Here is a 16,737-nt window from a genome sequence, read left to right as displayed (position 1 = left end):
GGCCGGGGTACCGGATCCTCGGGGTCAGCCCTGTGGCCGAGGCACCGGATCCTTGAGGTCAGCCCTCCGGCGGCGAAGCCGGCTCCGGCCGGGACAGGGTGTCCCGGACGCGGGAGAGGCGCAGCGCGAGCCGCACCTCCAGGGCCCGTTCCGGCTCCTGCCACCCCGGCCCCAGCAGCTCCCCGATGCGTTCGAGCCGCCGGGCGACGGTGTTGGGGTGGACGTGGAGCCGCCTGGCCGCGTTGGTGGGGCTGCCGCCCGCCTCGAAGTAGGTCTCCAGGGTGCGGGTCAGGTCGGTGAACCGCCGCGCGTCGTAGTCGAGCACCGGCCCGACGGACGCCCGGACGAAGCCCTCCACGTCGTGGTGGTCCGACAGCAGCACCCCGAGGAACCCCAGGTCGCCCAGGGACCCGGCGCGCCCGGTGGCGCCCAGCGCGGTCATCGCCTCCAGACAGCGCAGCGCCTCCTGGAAGCAGTGCCGGACCGACGCCGGATCGGCGACCGGCCCCGCCGCTCCCACCGTCACCTGGTGTTCCAGCAGGGGCGACAGCTCCGCCGCGACCGCGCGGGCCGCGCCGCCGGGGTCGGAGCCCGGCAACAGCAGCACGGCACAGCCGTGGTGCATGGCCTTGAGCCCCTTCTTGCGGGCCGCGTACGACGAGGCCCACACGGCCGGCTTGCCGCACGCCTCGCCCTCCGGCCGGGCGACCACCACGACGTGGTCCGCGCGCAGATCGATCCCCAGCCGCCGGGCGCCCTGTTCCAGTTGCCGGGACGGGCGCCCCGGGCCGAGCAGCAGCCGGCCGAGGAAGTCCTCGCGGGCCTGGCCCTCGGTGATGGCGGCCCGGCTGCTCTCCACCAGCAACTGCACGGAGACGACCTGGGCGATCAGCCGGACCAGCCGTTCCTCCGCCGGCGTCCACGGGCGCCGGGGCCGCCTCGGACGCAGCATCAGGGTGCCCAGGTGGCCGGTGCCCGCGGCGACCGGCACGGCCCAGAAACCCGGGCTCACCTCGACCGGTTCACGGGCGGCATGCGCCCCCAGGCCGGAGATCAGTACCTCGTCGGCGCCGCACGGGGGCGGATCGCCGACGGTCGCGAGCGGGGTGCCGTCGGCTCCGAAGAGCCGCACGTCGGCGTCCAGTTCGCGGTGGATCTCCTCGGCGAGGACCGTCAGATCGCCGTCGTCCAGGACCAGTTCGATCAGCCGGTGGTGGGTCTCGCCGAGCCCCCGGGCGCCGCGCAGCCCCGCCTCGACGGCGGTGGCCCGGCGTTCCAGCCCCGCGATGAGGGCCGCGTTCCGCTCGGCCAGCCGCGCCTGTTCGACGGCCGCCGCGGCCAGGTTGGCGAGCGCGCCGGCCAGGGTCACCTCGGCGGGCGTGTGGTGCCGGACGGTGCGATCCCCGATGTACAGGGCGCCCACCGGGCGGGTGCCGTGCATCATCGGCACGGCCAGGACGGCGCGCAGCCGCTCGGCCCGGACCACGTCGTCGACCTCCCGGCTGTGCTCGATGCGCTCGTCGGGAAGGTAGTCGGAGGTCCAGAAGGGGGAGGGGTTCTCCCGCCGGGTGGTGGCGGAGCCCAGCCCGGCGCCCCGGGCGATCCGCAGGCCGATGTTGCGGTCGGTGATGTGGCCCTCGGAGGCGCGGACGACGTGGCAGTCCAGCTCCTCGTCGTCCAGGCCGATCCAGGCCATGTCCGCGCAGAGCAGCAACCGCGCCCGCCGGACGACGACCTTCATCAGGGCGCCGGGGTCCTGGTGGGCCGCCAGGTCGGCGGTGGTGTCGAGCAGGGCGGACAGGTCGTTGGCCCGCTGCTGCTCTTCCTCGATCCGGGAGCGGACCGCCAGGCCCAGCCGCACGGCCCGCTCCAGCGCGGCCGACCCCGCCGGCCCGGCCCCGGCCCGGCGGGCGTCCGCCAGCAGCGCTTCGTACCGGTCCCGGGGCGCGTTGCCGCCCAGCAGCTCCAGGACGGCGAGTGCCCCGTCCGCGGACGCGTCGGGGTGTGCCGTCGCCTCCGGCTGCCCTGTCGCCTCCGGTGCCCCCGCCGCCTCCGATGTGTCCGGCGTCTCCGATGCGTCCGATGCCACGTGCCCCTCCCCGGTACCGACCGCGCCGCGCCCCGACGAACGGGTCGCGCGTCGGCGCCGCGGCATGGCGCGGGCCGCGCGTTCCCCACCTGTAATGCCCAGTCCCCGGGTGCGGTGCCTACGCGGCCAAGGCGTCAAGGTATGCGAGGGGCACAAGAGGCGCAAGCGTCGAAGGCGTGGGGTGAGGTGGGGGCGAGGCGGTGACGGGGCGGCGGGGCGGCGGGGCGGCCGGGGACGCAACACCTGCCGCCCCCGGGAAACTTGGCGGGGGCCGTTCCACCGGCGGACGGTCCGCCCGTAGCGCACCCGCCACTTCGCCGCATACCGGTCCCCGCGGGTCCCGGGTACGGATCGAGCCGGTGCGCCGGAGAGTTGACGTAGTGCGCGTTCCGTCGTTGGCCCGGCGGCCGGCCGGGCTCCACGATGATCCGGCGCTTCCCCCGAGGAGCGCACCCCCCCTGATCAGCGAAGGAGCCCCCACGGCCATGACCAACGTCGCCGTCGTCTACTACTCGTCCACCGGGAACGTGCACAAGATGGCCGAGGCCGCCGCGGCCGAGGCGGAGAAGGCGGGCGCTTCGGTGCGGCTGCGCCGGGTGGCCGAACTGGCGCCGCAGAGCGCGATCGAGCGCAACGAGGCGTGGGCCGCCCACGTGGCCGCCACCCGCGACGTCCCGGAGGCCACGCTCGACGACCTCGACTGGGCGGACGCCGTCCTCTTCGGCACCCCCACCCGGTTCGGCCTGCCGGCCGCCCAGCTCAAGCAGTTCCTGGACACGACCGGCGGTCTGTGGTTCCAGGGCAAGCTGGTCAACAAGGTGGTGTCGTCCTTCACTTCGTCGAACAACGCCCACGCCGGTCAGGAATCCACCATCCTGGCGCTGAACAACACCTTCTACCACTGGGGTGCCGTGATCGTTCCGGCCGGATTCGCGGACCCGGTCCAGTTCGAGAAGGTCAACGGAAACCCGTACGGCGCGAGCAGCGTCACGGACAACGTTCCCGGCAACGTCCACCCGGACAACCTGGCCTCGATCGCCTACCAGACCCGTCGGGTGGTCGAGATCGCCACGGCGCTCGGCGCCGGGCTGTCCGTCTGACGGACGCGGCACCGGGGCCGCCGTCACGTGACCGAACCAGGCCGCCTACCCGTCATGCCGCGATGAATTCCGGCCGGATATCGGCCGGAAACGCTCTGTCGCCTCCCGTCCGCCCGTACATGGGCGGACGGGAGGCGTTCATGTGTTCGCAATTCGAGAAGGAGACCGGACGAGGGATCGCGGGTGTGATTGGATGATCCGCGTATTCCGCTTTTGGACGGGAGGTCAGGACGCCATGACCTGTCCTGCCGTACGCGTACACCGGCGTCCAAGAGGAATTGATGTCGCATCACATACCGGAGGCGGGGGTCTGGTGCCTGATCGTGGCACTGGCCGCCGTGGTGGTCCTGCTGGTCCGGCAGCGGGGGATCACCACCGCGCTGCGGGCCCGCGCCGCCGCACTGGAGGAGAACGTCCGGGCACGTGACGAGGAGGCCGCGCGTCTGGTCGACGTGCGCCTGCCGGCCGTCGCGGACTCGATGAACAAGTCGGCGCCGCTGCCCGGCCTGCTCGACGAGCGGCTCACCGGCACCGACTTCGCCCACAGCCTCCAGGCCGTGATGGAACTCTTCGCGCAGTCCGTGGACAAGGCGCAGGAACGCGCCGACCAGTCCGCCAAGGCGGCGCTGCGGGCCTCCATGCGCGCCCTCCAGGGGCTGGCGCACGAACAGCAGCAGGCCATCTCCGGCATGCAGGAGCGGCACGACGACCCCGCCGTGCTGCGCGACCTGCTGGAGATCGACCACACCAACTCGCAGTTCGGGCGGCGCGCCCAGGCCATCGGCGTGCTCTGCGGCTCGTGGCCCGGCCGGCAGCGCGTCGCGTCCCCGCTCACCGACGTCGTCCGCGGCGCCACCTCCCGCATCCGCGACTACCGCCGGGTGCGGGTGCACGGCGACGGGGAACTCGCGGTCGTCAGCCGAGCCGTGGAGCCCGTGGTGCTCGCCGTCGCCGAGCTCCTCGACAACGCCGCCCGGCACTCGCAGCCCAACACCACCGTGGAGGTCAGCCTCCAGCCGGTGCACAACGGCGCCTGCGTCGTCATCGACGACGCCGGTGTCGGCATGGACGGCCAGGAGATCGAACGGGCCGTCGCCCTGCTCTCCGGACACCGCGTCGTGGACGTGTCACGGCTGGGCGACCCGCCGCAGTTCGGGTTCCCCGTCGTGGGCGTGCTCGCCGCGCGCTACGGCTTCAGCGTCTCCGTCGACACCCGCTCGCCCTACGGCGGTGTGCGGGCGGTCGTCTTCCTGCCCACCGCGCTCCTCACCCACCTCGAACTGGACGGCCCCGGCACCACACCGCTCGTCGCGCCGGGCCGCGCCGACGGGGGGACGGCCGGGGCGGGCGCGGGTCCGCGCGGTGGCCGGGGCGGCGGTGCTTCGGGCACCTCGGGCGCTCCGGGAGTGCCGCGGTCGCCGGGCGCGCCCGCCGGTGCGGGCGGCCTTCCGGCGGCCGGGCCTCGGGGGCACTCGGCGTCCGGCCCTGGGAACGCCTCGGCGTCCGGCCCGGGTGGCACCCGGCGGCCGACCACCGCGGGGACGCCGACTGCCGGCCCGACCGCTTCCCGGCCGTCCGGTATCGGGGCGTCCGGTATCGGGGCGTCCGGTACCGGGGCGTCCGGTCCTGGGACGTCCGGCCCTGGGACGTCCGGCTCCGGGGCGTTCGGGACGTCCGGTGCCGAGGCCTTCGGCACCGCGTCCTCCACGCCTCCGCCCGCCGAGACGCGGCCACCCGCCGAGCCCCCCGTGCCGTCCGCCGGGACCACCGCCGGCGGCCTGCCCAAGCGCCGCCGACGCCGCCCCGCCGGCCCACCGGCCGGCTCCACACCCCTGCCTCCCGAGACACCGGCACCCGCGGCCCCGGAACGCACCCCCGAGGAGACCGCTCGCCGCATGGGCGCGTTCGCCCGCGGCACGCGCTCCGGCCGCGCGGGCCGGCCCGCCGAGACCACCGACCGGCCCGACGCCGGGGCCGGCCGGGCTGTCGGGGCCGTGGACCGGTCCGGCGCCGATGCCGGTGCCGGCGACCGCCGATCCGGCGCCGGGGTCGATGCCACCGGCCGGGCCGGTGCCGACACCGGCACCAGCCGTACCGCCGAGGCGGCCGGCCGAGGCGTTTTCGCTCCCGGGCAGTCCGTCCCCGGGCAGCCCGTCCCCGGGCACACCGGTGCCGAGACCGCCGGCCGTGCTGCCGAATCCGCCGGCCGGTCCGCCGGGGGCGGCGGATCGTACAGCGAGGCCGTCGACCGGCATTTCTTCGATCCTGGACAGCCCGCCTCCGGCCACACGGCCGCCGAGGCAGGCGGCGGGTCCGCCGAGCTCGCGGGCCGTGCTGCCTGGCCCGCCGACCGGCGCCCCGGCGGCGGTTCGCCGGCCGACGCGGCCGGCCGGAGCGTCTCCGACGCCGGGCAGCCCACGCCTGGCCACACCACCGACGAGGCCGCCGGCCGAGTCGCCGCCCCTGCGGACCGGCCCGCCGACGGCGCCGGTCCTTACCCCGAGGCGCCCTCCCGGAGCGTCTTCGATTCCGGGCAGTCCGCCCCCGGCAGGTCCGCCGCGGTCACCGGCCGTGCTGCGGAGCCCGCCGACCGGCGCGCCGGAGGCGGTCCGTCCGCCGAGGCGGCCGTGCGGAACCCCTTCGACTCGGAGCAGCCCACCGCCGGGCAGCCCGGCCCCGGGCACACCACCGCCGAGGGAGCCGGTTCGTACGGTGAGGCCGCCGGCCGGCATGCCTTCGGCTCCGGCCCGTCCGCCCCCGGCCGTACCGCCGCCGGGGACGCCGGCCGGTCCGTCTTCGACGCGGGCAGCGGCTGGTCCGCCGAGGCCGGTGGGCCGACCGTCTCCGACGCCGGCCCAACCGTCGAAACGGCCGGCCCGAGTGCCTCCGACACCGGTCGGGCCGGCACCGCCGCCGGTGCTTCCGCCGAAACCGCAGGCCGTTTCACCGAGTCCGCCGGCCGGCCTGTCGAGTCCGTCGGCCATGCTGCCGAGTCCGCCGGCCGGCCTGTCGAGTCCGCCGGTCGTGCTGCCGAGACCACCGCCCGGCCCGTCGAGTCCGCCGGCCATGCAGCCGAGGCCGCCCGCCGGTCCGCCGAGTCCGTCGGCCGCTCCGCCGACGGTGCTGGTGCGTACGCCCAGGCCGCCGGTCGGCATCCGGAGACCGACCCCCGTTCCGGCGGGAACGTGTCCCGCTCCCCGGAGGACGCCTTCCGTCCCGGCGGGAACGCCCCGCGTGCCCACGACCCCGCGCACGCCCACGACCCGGCCCCGGGCCGCGAACCGCTGCCCGGGCAGGCCCCCGCGCCCGGCCGCCCGGCCGTCGGGGACCCGTACCAAGGCGCGCCCCGCGCGTACCCGGGCGAGGGTGCCCCCCGCCCGTACCCGGCCGCACCCGGCCGGTCCTCCGGCGACCCGGATCCCGGCCGCCCGGTCGCCGAGGGCCTTTCCCACAGCGGGCCCGGCGCGTACCCGGACGGGAGGACTCCCCGCCCGTATCCCGGCCAGAGTGCCCCCCAGCCGTACCCCGCCGCACCCGGCCGGCCCGCCGACGGCTCCGGCCCGTACTCCTCCCCGGACGGGCGGCCCGCCCCCGGCGCCCGTCCCGCCCCAGGCCCGCACCCCGCGGCCGCCCCCGCAGAAGACGAAGGGAACCCGCACGCGTGAACGACCACCTGAACAACGATCTGGCCTGGATGCTGGACGAGGTCGTGAAGATCCCCGAGGCCCGGCACGCGATCCTGCTCTCCGCCGACGGGATGCTGCGCGCCCACTCGGCGGGCATCGCGCGCGACGAGGCCGAGCGGCAGGCGGCGGCGCTGTCCGGGCTCCAGTCCATCAGCCGGTCCACGGCGGACTTCTGCACCCACCCGGCGCGGCACGAGACGCCCTGGCGGCAGACGCTGGTGGAGTTCGCGCACGGTTACGTGTTCCTGATCGCGGCGGGTCCCGGCGCCTACCTGGCCGTCTCCGCGACCGAGAACGTCGACATGGAGGCCGTCACCTACCGCATGCAGAAGACGGTCGACCGGCTGGGCAAGGAGCTCGTCAGCCCGCCGCGCCACGACGCCGGGTGGCAGGGCGGCCCCGGCAGCCCCGCATGACCCCGGCCGTGCCCCGGCGCGACAAGGGGCTGGTACGGCCGTACGTCGTCACGGAGGGCCGGTCCCACCCGACCCGCAACACCTTCGACCTGGTCACCCTGGTCATGGCGCACGGCGACCGGCCGCTCGACGGGCTGAGCCCGGAGAAACACCGCCTCATGGAGCTCTGCCTCGGCGGCGCCCTGTCCGTCGCCGAGATCGCCGGCTATCTCGAACTGCCCGTCAGCGTCACCAAGGTGCTGCTGAGCGACCTCGTGGACAGCGGCCACCTCAGCACCAGGGCGCCCATCCCCTCGGCACGACTGCCCGAGGCCCAGATCCTCCAGGAGGTGCTCGATGGACTCCGCGCTCGCCTCTGACAGCGGCGTCTATCTGCGCGGAACCGTCCGCACCGCGGCCAAGCTGCTCGTCGTCGGCCACTTCGGCGTCGGCAAGACGACCTTCGTCGGCGCGCTGTCGGAGATCCGGCCGTTGCGTACGGAGGAGACGATGACGCAGGCCGGCGCGCACGTGGACGACCTCGCCGGGCTCGACGGCAAGACCACCACCACGGTCGCCATGGACTTCGGCCGGCTCACCCTCAGCGACAGCCTCGTCCTCTATCTCTTCGGCGCGCCCGGCCAGCAGCGCTTCACCCGTCTCTGGCTGGACATGACCCAGGGGGCGCTCGGCGCGCTCGTCCTCGCCGACACCCGGCGGCTGGACCAGTCCTTCGACGTGATGGAGCTGCTGGAGGAGCACGGCCTGCCGTACGCCGTGGCCGTCAACCACTTCGACGACGCGCCCGTGTTCCCGGAGGAGGAGATCCGCGAGGCCCTCGACCTTCTTCCCGACACCCCGCTGGTCACCTGTGACGCCCGGGACCGGGTCTCCGCCACCCGCGCGCTGATCACCCTCGTGGACCACCTGCACGCCCGCACCGCCCAGGAGCTCGTGTGACCCGTGTGACACCTGTGACCTCTGTGAGTCGGCAGCCGGCCGCCGGCCCGCCGGCCGGCTGCCCCGCCCACCAAGCCGCCGCCCACCAGGCCGCCACCCCCCGGGACGTCACGCCGCTGCACGGGCCGGACTTCGCCGCCGACCCGCACGCCGTCTACCGGCGGCTGCGCCGGTACGGGCCGGTCGCCCCCGTCGAGCTCGCGCCGGGCGTGCGCGCCCACCTCGTCACCGACTACCGCGCCGCCCTGGACGTACTGCGCAGCCCCGAGGCGTTCGCCAAGGACGCCCGCCGCTGGCGCGCCCTGGCCGACGGCCGCGTCGCGCCGGACAATCCCGTCGTGCCGATGATGGCGTACCGGCCCAACTGCCTCTTCACCGACGGCGAGGCGCACCGGCGGCTGCGTCAGGCGGTCACCGACAGCCTGGAGCGCATCGACCCCAACGCCCTCCGCGGTTACGTCGAGCGCAGCGCCGACGTGCTCATCGACCGGTTCACCGAGGCCGGCGAGGCCGACCTGCTCGGCGCCTACGCCAAGGTGCTGCCGCTGCTCGTCTTCAACCAGCTCTTCGGCTGCCCGCCCGCGCTGGGCGACCGGCTCGTCGAAGGCATGTCCGGGATCTTCGACGGCGTCGACGCCGAACGCGCCAACGCCCTCGTCACCACCACTCTCACCGAACTCATCGCCCTCAAACGCCGGCAGCCCGGCGCGGACATGACCTCGTGGCTCATGGCCCACCCGGCCCGGCTCACCGACGAGGAGATGATTCACCAGCTCGTGGTGCTGATGGGCGCGGGCACCGAACCCCAGCAGAACCTCATCGCGGGCGCCCTGCGGCTGCTGCTCTGCGACGACCGGTTCGCCGGCGACCTGGCCGGCGGCAGCATGCCCGTCGACGACGCCCTGGACGAAGTGCTCTGGCTCGACCCGCCGATGGCCAACTACGGCGTCCACTACCCGACGGCCGACCTGGACTTCGGAGGCGTCCGGCTGCGCGCCGGCGAACCCGTCGTCGTCAGCTTCGCCGCCGCCAACACCGACCCCGCCCTGCGCCCCGACCCCCACATCGGGCAGCGCACCGGCAACCGCGCCCACCTCGCGTGGAGCGCGGGGCCGCACCACTGCCCGGCCAAGGACCCGGCCCGGCTGATCGCCTCCGCCGCCGTGGAACGCCTGCTCGACCGGCTGCCCGACCTGGAGCTGGCGGTCCCCGCCGACCGCCTGGCGTGGCGGCCCGGCCCCTTCCACCGGGCCCTGACCGCGCTGCCCGTCCGCTTCCCGCCGCAGCCCGTGCCGGCCACCGCGCCCGCGCCCGGACGCCACGCGGGACCCGCGGGCGCCCCCGGCCGGCCGGGAGACCACCCGGGCCGTGCGTCCGGGCCCCTGGGCCATGCGCCCGGTCACCCGGAGCAGGCACCCGGTCGCCCGGACCGTACGCGAGACCGGCCGGGGCATGCGCCCGGGCATCCGGACCGTGCACAAGGCCGGCCGGGCGCCGCGGCCGGACCGCGCCCGTCCGCCGTCCCCGGCCCGTCCGCCGTCCCTGGTTCATCCGCTTTCGCCGCCCCCGGCCCGTCCGCCGCCCCCGATTCATCCGCTTCCACCGGACCCGGCCCCTTCGCTTCCACCGGGCCGGGCCACTCCGCTTCCGCCGTTCCCGGCGACCCCACCGCCGGGCCAGGCAACTTCGCTTCCGCCGGACTCGGCCCCTCCGCCGGACCCGGCCACCCCGCAGTTCCCGGCCACCCCACCGTTCCCGGCCACCCCGCCGGACCCGGCCCCTCCGCTTCTCCGACCACCACACCCGTCACCTCGTCCGCCGACGCTCTCGGCGCCGACCCCCTGGGAGACCGCAGATGGAACGTCCCGCCCGCCCCGTCACGATCGATCCCGCCGGCCGGGACATCCACGGCGAGGCCGCCCGCATCCGGGCCCACGGACCGGCGGTCCCCGTGGAGCTCCCTGGGGGCGTGGTGGCGTGGGCGGTGAGCTCCCAGGCGCTGCTCAAGCGGCTCCTCACCGATCCCCGCGTCTCCAAGGACCCGCGGCAGCACTGGCCGGCCTGGATCAACGGTGAGATCTCCCCGGAGTGGCCGCTCTTCACCTGGGTCGCCGTACAGAACATGTTCACCGCCTACGGCCCCGACCACCGGCGCCTCCGCTCCCTGGTCGCCAAGGCGTTCACGGCCCGCCGCACCGCCGCCCTGCGCCCCCGCGTCGAGAAGATCACCGCGGACCTGCTGGACGGTCTGGCCGCCACGGAGCCCGGCGACGTCGTCGATCTCCGCGAGGGCTACGCCTACCCGCTGCCCATCCAGGTCATCTGCGAGCTGATGGGCGTCGACGACGAGACCGTCCGCGAGGGTCTGCGGCGCTGCGTCGACTCGATCTTCCACACCTCCGCCGACCCCGCCGAGGTCACGGCCACCTACGCCGAGATCTACCGGCTGCTCGGCGAGCTCGTCGCCGCCAAGCGCGAGAAGCCCGGCGACGACATGACCAGCGTCCTGATCTCGGCCCGCGACGACGAGGACGGCAGCCGGCTCAGCGAGCAGGAACTGGTCGACACCCTGCTGCTGGTGATCAGCGCGGGACACGAGACCACCGTCAACCTCCTCGACAACGCCATCCACCTGCTGCTCACCCACCCCGAGCAGCTCGCCCTCGTCCGCTCCGGCCGGGCCGGCTGGGACGACGTCGTGGAAGAGGCACTCCGCGTCCAGGCGCCCGTCGCCAACCTCCCGCTGCGCTACGCCGTCGAGGACATCACGCTCGACGACGGGACGGTCCTGCGCAAGGGCGACGCGATCGTCGCCGCCTACGCCGCCGCCGGCCGCGACCCGGAGCTGTACGGGGAGGGAGCGGCCGTCTTCGATGTGACGCGCGCCACCAAGGACCACCTCGCCTTCGGCCACGGCGTCCACTTCTGCCTCGGCGCCCCGCTCGCCCGGCTGGAGGCCGCCGTGGCGCTGCCCGCCCTCTTCGCCCGTTTCCCGGAGCTGCGCCTCGCCCCGCGGGCCGGTGGCCTGGAGCCGGTGGAGTCCTTCATCTCCAACGGACACCGGTCCCTCCCGGCCCTCCTGCACGGCTGACCGGCTCCCGCCCGCCCGTCCCGCGCCGTCGCGAGCCCGCCCCCGCCCGCCGCCCACCGGACCGATCCGGGCACCGGTGGGTGGCGGGTGGGCGACCGGGGGACCGAACGCTTACGATCCTCTGCGTGTCCAAATTGACCGACCTGCCGAAACGGATCCTGATCGGGCGGGCGCTGCGCAGCGACAAGCTCGGAGAAACCCTTCTCCCCAAGCGCATCGCCCTCCCCGTCTTCGCGTCCGACCCTCTCTCCTCTGTGGCGTACGCGCCGGGCGAGGTCCTCCTCGTCCTCTCCGTGGCAGGTGTGTCGGCCTACCACTTCAGCCCGTGGATCGCCGTCGCGGTCGTCGTGTTGATGTTCACGGTGGTCGCCTCGTACCGCCAGAACGTCCACGCCTACCCGAGCGGCGGCGGCGACTACGAGGTCGCCACCACCAACCTGGGCCCCAAGGCCGGACTCACCGTCGCCAGCGCCCTCCTCGTCGACTACGTCCTCACGGTCGCCGTCTCCATCGCCTCCGGCATCGAGAACCTCGGCTCCGCGATCCCGTTCGTCGTCGAGCACAAGACCGCCTGCGCCATCGCCGTGATCGTGCTGCTGACCCTGATGAACCTGAGAGGCGTCAAGGAGTCCGGCAAGCTTTTCGCGATCCCCACCTACGTCTTCGTCGGCGGCGTCTTCCTGCTGATCGCCTGGGGCGTCGTCCGGGGCGTGTTCATGGGCGACTCCATGCGCGCGCCCACCGCCGACTACACCATCAACGCCGAGCACAAGGGCCTGGCCGGCTTCGCGCTGGTCTTCCTGCTGCTGCGCGCCTTCTCCTCCGGCTGCGCCGCGCTCACCGGCGTCGAGGCGATCAGCAACGGCGTGCCCGCCTTCCGCAAGCCGAAGTCGAAGAACGCCGCCACCACGCTCGCCCTCATGGGCGGCCTCGCCGTCACCATGTTCTGCGGCATCATCGCCCTGGCCATGGCCACCCACGTGCGCATGGCCGAGAACCCGGCGAGCGACCTCCTGAAGGACGGCAAGCCGCTCGGTGAGGGATACACCCAGAACCCGGTGATCTCGCAGGTCGCCGAGGCGGTCTTCGGCCACGGCTCGTTCCTCTTCGTCATCCTGGCCGCCGCCACCGCGCTGGTCCTCTTCCTGGCCGCGAACACCGCCTACAACGGCTTCCCGCTGCTCGGCTCGATCCTCGCCCAGGACCGCTACCTGCCGCGCCAGTTGCACACCCGCGGCGACCGGCTGGCGTTCTCCAACGGCATCGTGCTGCTGGCCGGCGCCGCGATCGTCCTCGTCTACATCTACGGGGCCGACTCCACCAAGCTGATCCAGCTCTACATCGTCGGCGTCTTCGTCTCCTTCACCCTGAGCCAGATCGGCATGGTCCGGCACTGGAACCGTCACCTGGAGACCGAGACCGACCCGGGCAAGCGCCGCCACATGGTCCGCTCCCGGGCGATCAACACCTTCGGTGGCTTCCTGACCGGCATGGTGCTGGTCGTCGTGCTGCTGACCAAGTTCACCCACGGCGCCTGGGTCGCCCTGCTCGGCATGGTCATCTTCTACGCGACGATGACCGCCATCCGCCGCCACTACGACCGGGTCGCCGACGAGATCGCACTCGAGGACGAGCCCGGCGAGGCGGCCGTCCGGCCCTCCCGGGTGCACTCCATCGTCCTGGTCTCCAAGGTCCACAAGCCGACCCTGCGGGCCCTGGCCTACGCCAAGCTGATGCGCTCGGACACCCTGGAGGCGCTGAGCATCAGCGTCGACCCGGCCGAGACCAAGGCGCTGCGCGAGGAGTGGCACCAGCGGGGCGTCGACGTCCCGCTGAAGATCCTCGACTCGCCGTACCGCGAGATCACCCGGCCGGTGATCGACTACGTGAAGTCGCTCCGCAAGGAGAGCCCGCGCGACGTGGTCAGCGTCTACATCCCCGAGTACGTGGTCGGCCACTGGTACGAGCACCTGCTGCACAACCAGAGCGCCCTGCGGCTCAAGGGCCGGCTGCTCTTCACCCCGGGCGTCATGGTCACCTCGGTGCCCTGGCAGCTCGACTCCTCCGAGGTCGCCCGCCGCCGCGCCCGCAAGCGCGCCGAGTGGAACGCGCCCGGCTCGGTGCGACGCGGTCCGGTCGCCCCGCCGCAGAAGAAGGAAAAGGCCGCGGCGAAAAAGTAGCGGTCACGGGGGTGGTGCGGCGGGACGTAGACTGGACGGCTGTTGTCCCGCCGCACCACCGACCCCCTCAGGAGCCCTCCCCCCATGCAGACGGAACCGACGAAGTCGCTGGTCGGCGAGGAGTACGAGGTCGAGGTCGGCCCGGTGGCCCACGGCGGCCACTGCGTCGCCCGGACGGAAGAGGGCCGCGTCCTCTTCGTCCGCCACACGCTCCCCGGCGAGCGGGTCATCGCCCGGATCACCGAGGGCGAGCAGACCTCCCGCTTCCTGCGCGCGGACGCGGTGCGGGTGCTGGAGCCCTCCAAGGACCGCATCGAAGCCCCCTGCCCGTTCTCCGGCCCGGGCAAGTGCGGCGGCTGCGACTGGCAGCACGTGAAGCCCGGCGCGCAGCGCCGCCTCAAGGGCGAGGTCGTCGCCGAACAGCTCAAGCGCCTCGCGGGCCTCACCCCCGAGGAAGCCGGCTGGGACGGCACCGTGGCACCGGCCGAGGGCGACAAGGTCCCCGCCGGCCAGGTCCCCGCCTGGCGCACCCGCGTCCAGTACGCGATCGACGCCGAAGGCCACGCCGGCCTCCGCAAGCACCGCTCGCACGACGTCCAGCCCATCGACCGCTGCCTGATCGCGGCCCCCGGCGTCAGCGAACTCGGCATCGAGAAGCGCGAATGGCCGCAGATCGCCTCGGTCGACGCCATCGCCGCGTCCGGCTCCGCCGACCGCCAGGTCGTCCTCACCCCCAAGCCGGGCGGCCGCCTCCCGATCGTCGAACTGGACAAGCCGGTCTCGGTGCTGCGGGTCGGCGAGAAGGACCAGCGCATCCACCGCGTCCACGGCCGCCCCTTCGTCCGCGAACGCGCCGACGGCCGCACCTACCGCGTCGGCGAGGGCGGCTTCTGGCAGGTCCACCCCCAGGCCGCCGACACCCTCGTCAAGGCCGTCATGCAGGGCCTCATGCCGCGCAAGGGCGACATGGCCCTCGACCTCTACTGCGGCGTCGGCCTCTTCGCCGGCGCCCTCGCCGAGCGCGTGGGCGACAAGGGCGCCGTCCTCGGCATCGAATCCTCCAAGCGCGCCGTCGAGGACGCCCGCCACAACCTCCAGGACCTCGACCGCGTCCGCATCGAACAGGGCAAGGTCGAGGACGTCCTCCCGCGCACCCGCATCGACAGCGCCGACCTCATCGTCCTCGACCCCCCGCGCGCCGGCGCCGGCCGCACCACCGTCCGCCACCTCGCCGCCCTCGACGCCCGCCGCATCGCCTACGTGGCCTGCGACCCGGCCGCCCTCGCCCGCGACCTGAAGTACTTCGCGGAGGAGGGCTACCGCCCGGCGACGCTGCGGGTGTTCGACCTGTTTCCGGTGACGCACCATGTGGAGTGCGTCGCCATTCTCAAGCGGGCGGCGTAGAGCCCTCCGGCCTCTGCGGTTCGCGCCTGTGCGCGAGGTGCGGGGCGGGGTTGAGGGCATGCCCGGGACCGGTGCCGGGTGAGGGGCCTGGGTGCCCTGACCGGCCGCGGGGCCGGTGTCGCCGGCCGGGGCGCCGTACGGTGCCTCGCCGGCGAATGGGACGGAACCGAGCCCCGGCCCTGGCCGGGGCGGGCTACTTGACCTGCTCGGCCGCCCAGGCCGCCCAGTCCCGACGCATCTCGTGGAAGCGCAGGCCGTACTCCACGACGATGCGGCCGTAGGCCGACAGATCGACGGTGTCCCAGTCGACGGTGTCGACGAGACGGCGGAGTTCGTCGTACAGATCGGTGGACTGTCCGGCCAGGCCGGTCAGGTAGGCGCGGGCCTGGGCGGGTTCGAGGACGCCGAGGAAGAAGACGCGCAGCAGGTCGTCGCTGCGGGAGGTCCGCTGCGGTTTCGCCTCCGTCAGCCAGTGCCGCAGCTCGGCGAGGCCTTCGTCGGTGAGGGCGTACTCCTTGCGGCCGCGCGGGCCCTCGGCGGCCACGGTGATGAGATCGGAATTGGCGAGTTTCGTCAGCTCCGTATAGATCTGGCTCTGGGTCGCCGGCCACACGTGGGCCAAGGCCCCTTCGAAGCGCTTCAGCAGGTCGTACCCGCTCGCGGGGCGCTCCGTGAGCAGGCCCAGAAGTGCGTGTTTCAAGCTCATGCCCTCACTCTACATTCCACTGTTGACATGTCATGAGTAGACCTTCTAGTTTCGACATGTCAGGAGTGGAATCCTGAAGCCTCCGGGATCCGGAGCACCGGGATCACCGGAAATCACAGGGGGAGAGATCGATGTCCTGTCTGCGCACGTTCCTGCCGTGGATCGTCTTCGCCGTCCTGCCCTCGGGCATCTGGCAGTGGGGCGCACTGGCGGCGCTCGCCGTCGCCGTCGCGGTCGTCGCGCAGCAGCGGCGGGACGGGGCGGGGTTCGACGCCCTGATCATCGAGCTGGGATCGGCCGTCTTCTTCGCGGTGCTGGCCGTCGTCGCCTTCGCCGACCCGCACTCCGGCGCCCACCCCTACTCCGCCGCCCTCTCCTCCGGCACCCTCGCCGTGATCGCGGGCGTCTCGCTGGCCGTGGGCAGGCCGTTCACCCTCGGCATCGCCAAGCGGACCACCCCGCGCGAGGTGTGGGGGCTCAAGCCGTTCGTCCGCACCAACGTCGTCATCACGGCGGTGTGGACCGCGGCCTTCGCCGTCACCGCCGTCGCCCTCGTGCTCGTGGCGCACGCCGGGCACGCCCACTCCACCGCTGCGACCGTCGTCCAGATCGCCGGTTTCGTCGTCCCGATGCTCTTCACCGCGCGCTACGTCGCCCACGTCCAGGCCAAGGCCGGGCAGGCGGCCCGATGACCGCCTCCGCCCCCCGCCGCCTCGCCGGCGACTGCGCACCGGTCTCCTAGGGCCACCGCCTGCGGCTACGGGTGCGGCCGAGTGGGTCGGGGGCGTCGTACGGCCCATGGGTGGCCGACGCCGGTCTCCGCGGGCCGGTCGAGTGCCTGATCGGGTACGGGTCGCAGGTGAATGTCCGCGGCCGCGCGTCCTTTCGGCGTCGAACCGGGAAGCGCGGCCGAAGTCCGACGATCAGCGCGTGGACGCGCCCGTCGGGCCGGGGGGGCGTGTCCGCGCGCGCGTGCGGCCGGGTTCGCGTCCTCTGCGGGTGCGGACCCGGTCGGTGGCTCGGCGTGATCCGTGTGGTGGGGTGTCGGGTGGGTCAGTGGTCGGAGTAGTGGAAGTCGCCCATGGTCCAGGCCCTGACGTCCTCGATGGCCACGCGGTACATGCCG

General features: G+C 74.1%; 11 protein-coding genes and 1 pseudogene. 10 read left to right on the top strand and 2 right to left on the bottom strand.

From position 1 onward, the window contains the following. Positions 1-58 precede the first annotated feature (58 nt). On the bottom strand, positions 59-2,089 hold the full coding sequence (locus ACZ6X9_RS30300) for a helix-turn-helix domain-containing protein (RefSeq protein WP_469781222.1): 2,031 nt from the start codon (positions 2,087-2,089) through the stop codon (positions 59-61). Between the two features lie 485 nt (positions 2,090-2,574). Between ACZ6X9_RS30300 and wrbA the strand changes: the two genes are divergently transcribed. The 9 genes and pseudogenes from wrbA to ACZ6X9_RS30255 all read left to right on the top strand — a co-directional run bounded on the left by wrbA (position 2,575) and on the right by ACZ6X9_RS30255 (position 14,905). Beyond that, a complete protein-coding gene (gene wrbA, locus ACZ6X9_RS30295; RefSeq protein WP_469781221.1) occupies positions 2,575-3,189 on the top strand; it encodes an NAD(P)H:quinone oxidoreductase in 615 nt (204 codons plus the stop codon). Positions 3,190-3,470: 281 nt separating this feature from the next. Continuing rightward, the gene (locus ACZ6X9_RS30290; RefSeq protein ID WP_469781220.1) at positions 3,471-6,854 is read left to right on the top strand and encodes an ATP-binding protein; all 3,384 of its coding nucleotides are present in this window, start codon (positions 3,471-3,473) and stop codon (positions 6,852-6,854) included. Further along, entirely contained in the window at positions 6,851-7,291 is a 441-nt protein-coding gene (locus tag ACZ6X9_RS30285; RefSeq protein WP_436783700.1) for a roadblock/LC7 domain-containing protein, read from the top strand. The genes ACZ6X9_RS30290 and ACZ6X9_RS30285 overlap by 4 nt, the downstream gene beginning before the upstream one ends. Continuing rightward, positions 7,288-7,650: a DUF742 domain-containing protein gene (locus ACZ6X9_RS30280; RefSeq protein WP_469781219.1), complete on the top strand. Its 363-nt coding sequence runs from the start codon at positions 7,288-7,290 to the stop codon at positions 7,648-7,650. The genes ACZ6X9_RS30285 and ACZ6X9_RS30280 overlap by 4 nt, the downstream gene beginning before the upstream one ends. Continuing rightward, a complete protein-coding gene (locus ACZ6X9_RS30275; protein WP_469781218.1) occupies positions 7,628-8,230 on the top strand; it encodes a GTP-binding protein in 603 nt (200 codons plus the stop codon). Before ACZ6X9_RS30280 ends, ACZ6X9_RS30275 begins: the two co-directional genes overlap by 23 nt. 5 nt (positions 8,231-8,235) lie before the next feature. Then, positions 8,236-9,636 (top strand): annotated as a pseudogene (locus ACZ6X9_RS30270) (cytochrome P450); the annotation flags it as partial. Positions 9,637-10,085: 449 nt separating this feature from the next. Beyond that, a complete protein-coding gene (locus ACZ6X9_RS30265; protein ID WP_469781217.1) occupies positions 10,086-11,321 on the top strand; it encodes a cytochrome P450 family protein in 1,236 nt (411 codons plus the stop codon). Between the two features lie 125 nt (positions 11,322-11,446). Beyond that, positions 11,447-13,501, top strand: coding sequence for an APC family permease (locus tag ACZ6X9_RS30260; RefSeq protein WP_469781216.1), 2,055 nt, complete (start codon positions 11,447-11,449; stop codon positions 13,499-13,501). A gap of 84 nt (positions 13,502-13,585) precedes the next feature. Beyond that, positions 13,586-14,905 (top strand): class I SAM-dependent RNA methyltransferase, encoded by a 1,320-nt coding sequence (locus ACZ6X9_RS30255; protein WP_469781215.1) that lies wholly within the window; start codon positions 13,586-13,588, stop codon positions 14,903-14,905. 193 nt (positions 14,906-15,098) lie between these two features. Here ACZ6X9_RS30255 and ACZ6X9_RS30250 read toward each other — a convergent pair whose 3' ends face one another. Further along, a complete protein-coding gene (locus ACZ6X9_RS30250; protein ID WP_469781214.1) occupies positions 15,099-15,611 on the bottom strand; it encodes a PadR family transcriptional regulator in 513 nt (170 codons plus the stop codon). Between the two features lie 131 nt (positions 15,612-15,742). On the opposite strand from ACZ6X9_RS30250, the gene ACZ6X9_RS30245 reads away from it, so the two are divergent. Next, positions 15,743-16,303 carry a hypothetical protein gene (locus tag ACZ6X9_RS30245; RefSeq protein ID WP_469781213.1) on the top strand — a complete coding sequence of 187 codons (561 nt, stop codon included), beginning with the start codon at positions 15,743-15,745 and terminating at the stop codon, positions 16,301-16,303. Positions 16,304-16,737 lie beyond the last annotated feature (434 nt).

This window comes from Streptomyces sp. NPDC052910, from assembly GCF_055585605.1.
Note: the sequence above shows the minus strand (reverse complement) of the source record. Positions and strands in the feature narration are given on the sequence as shown.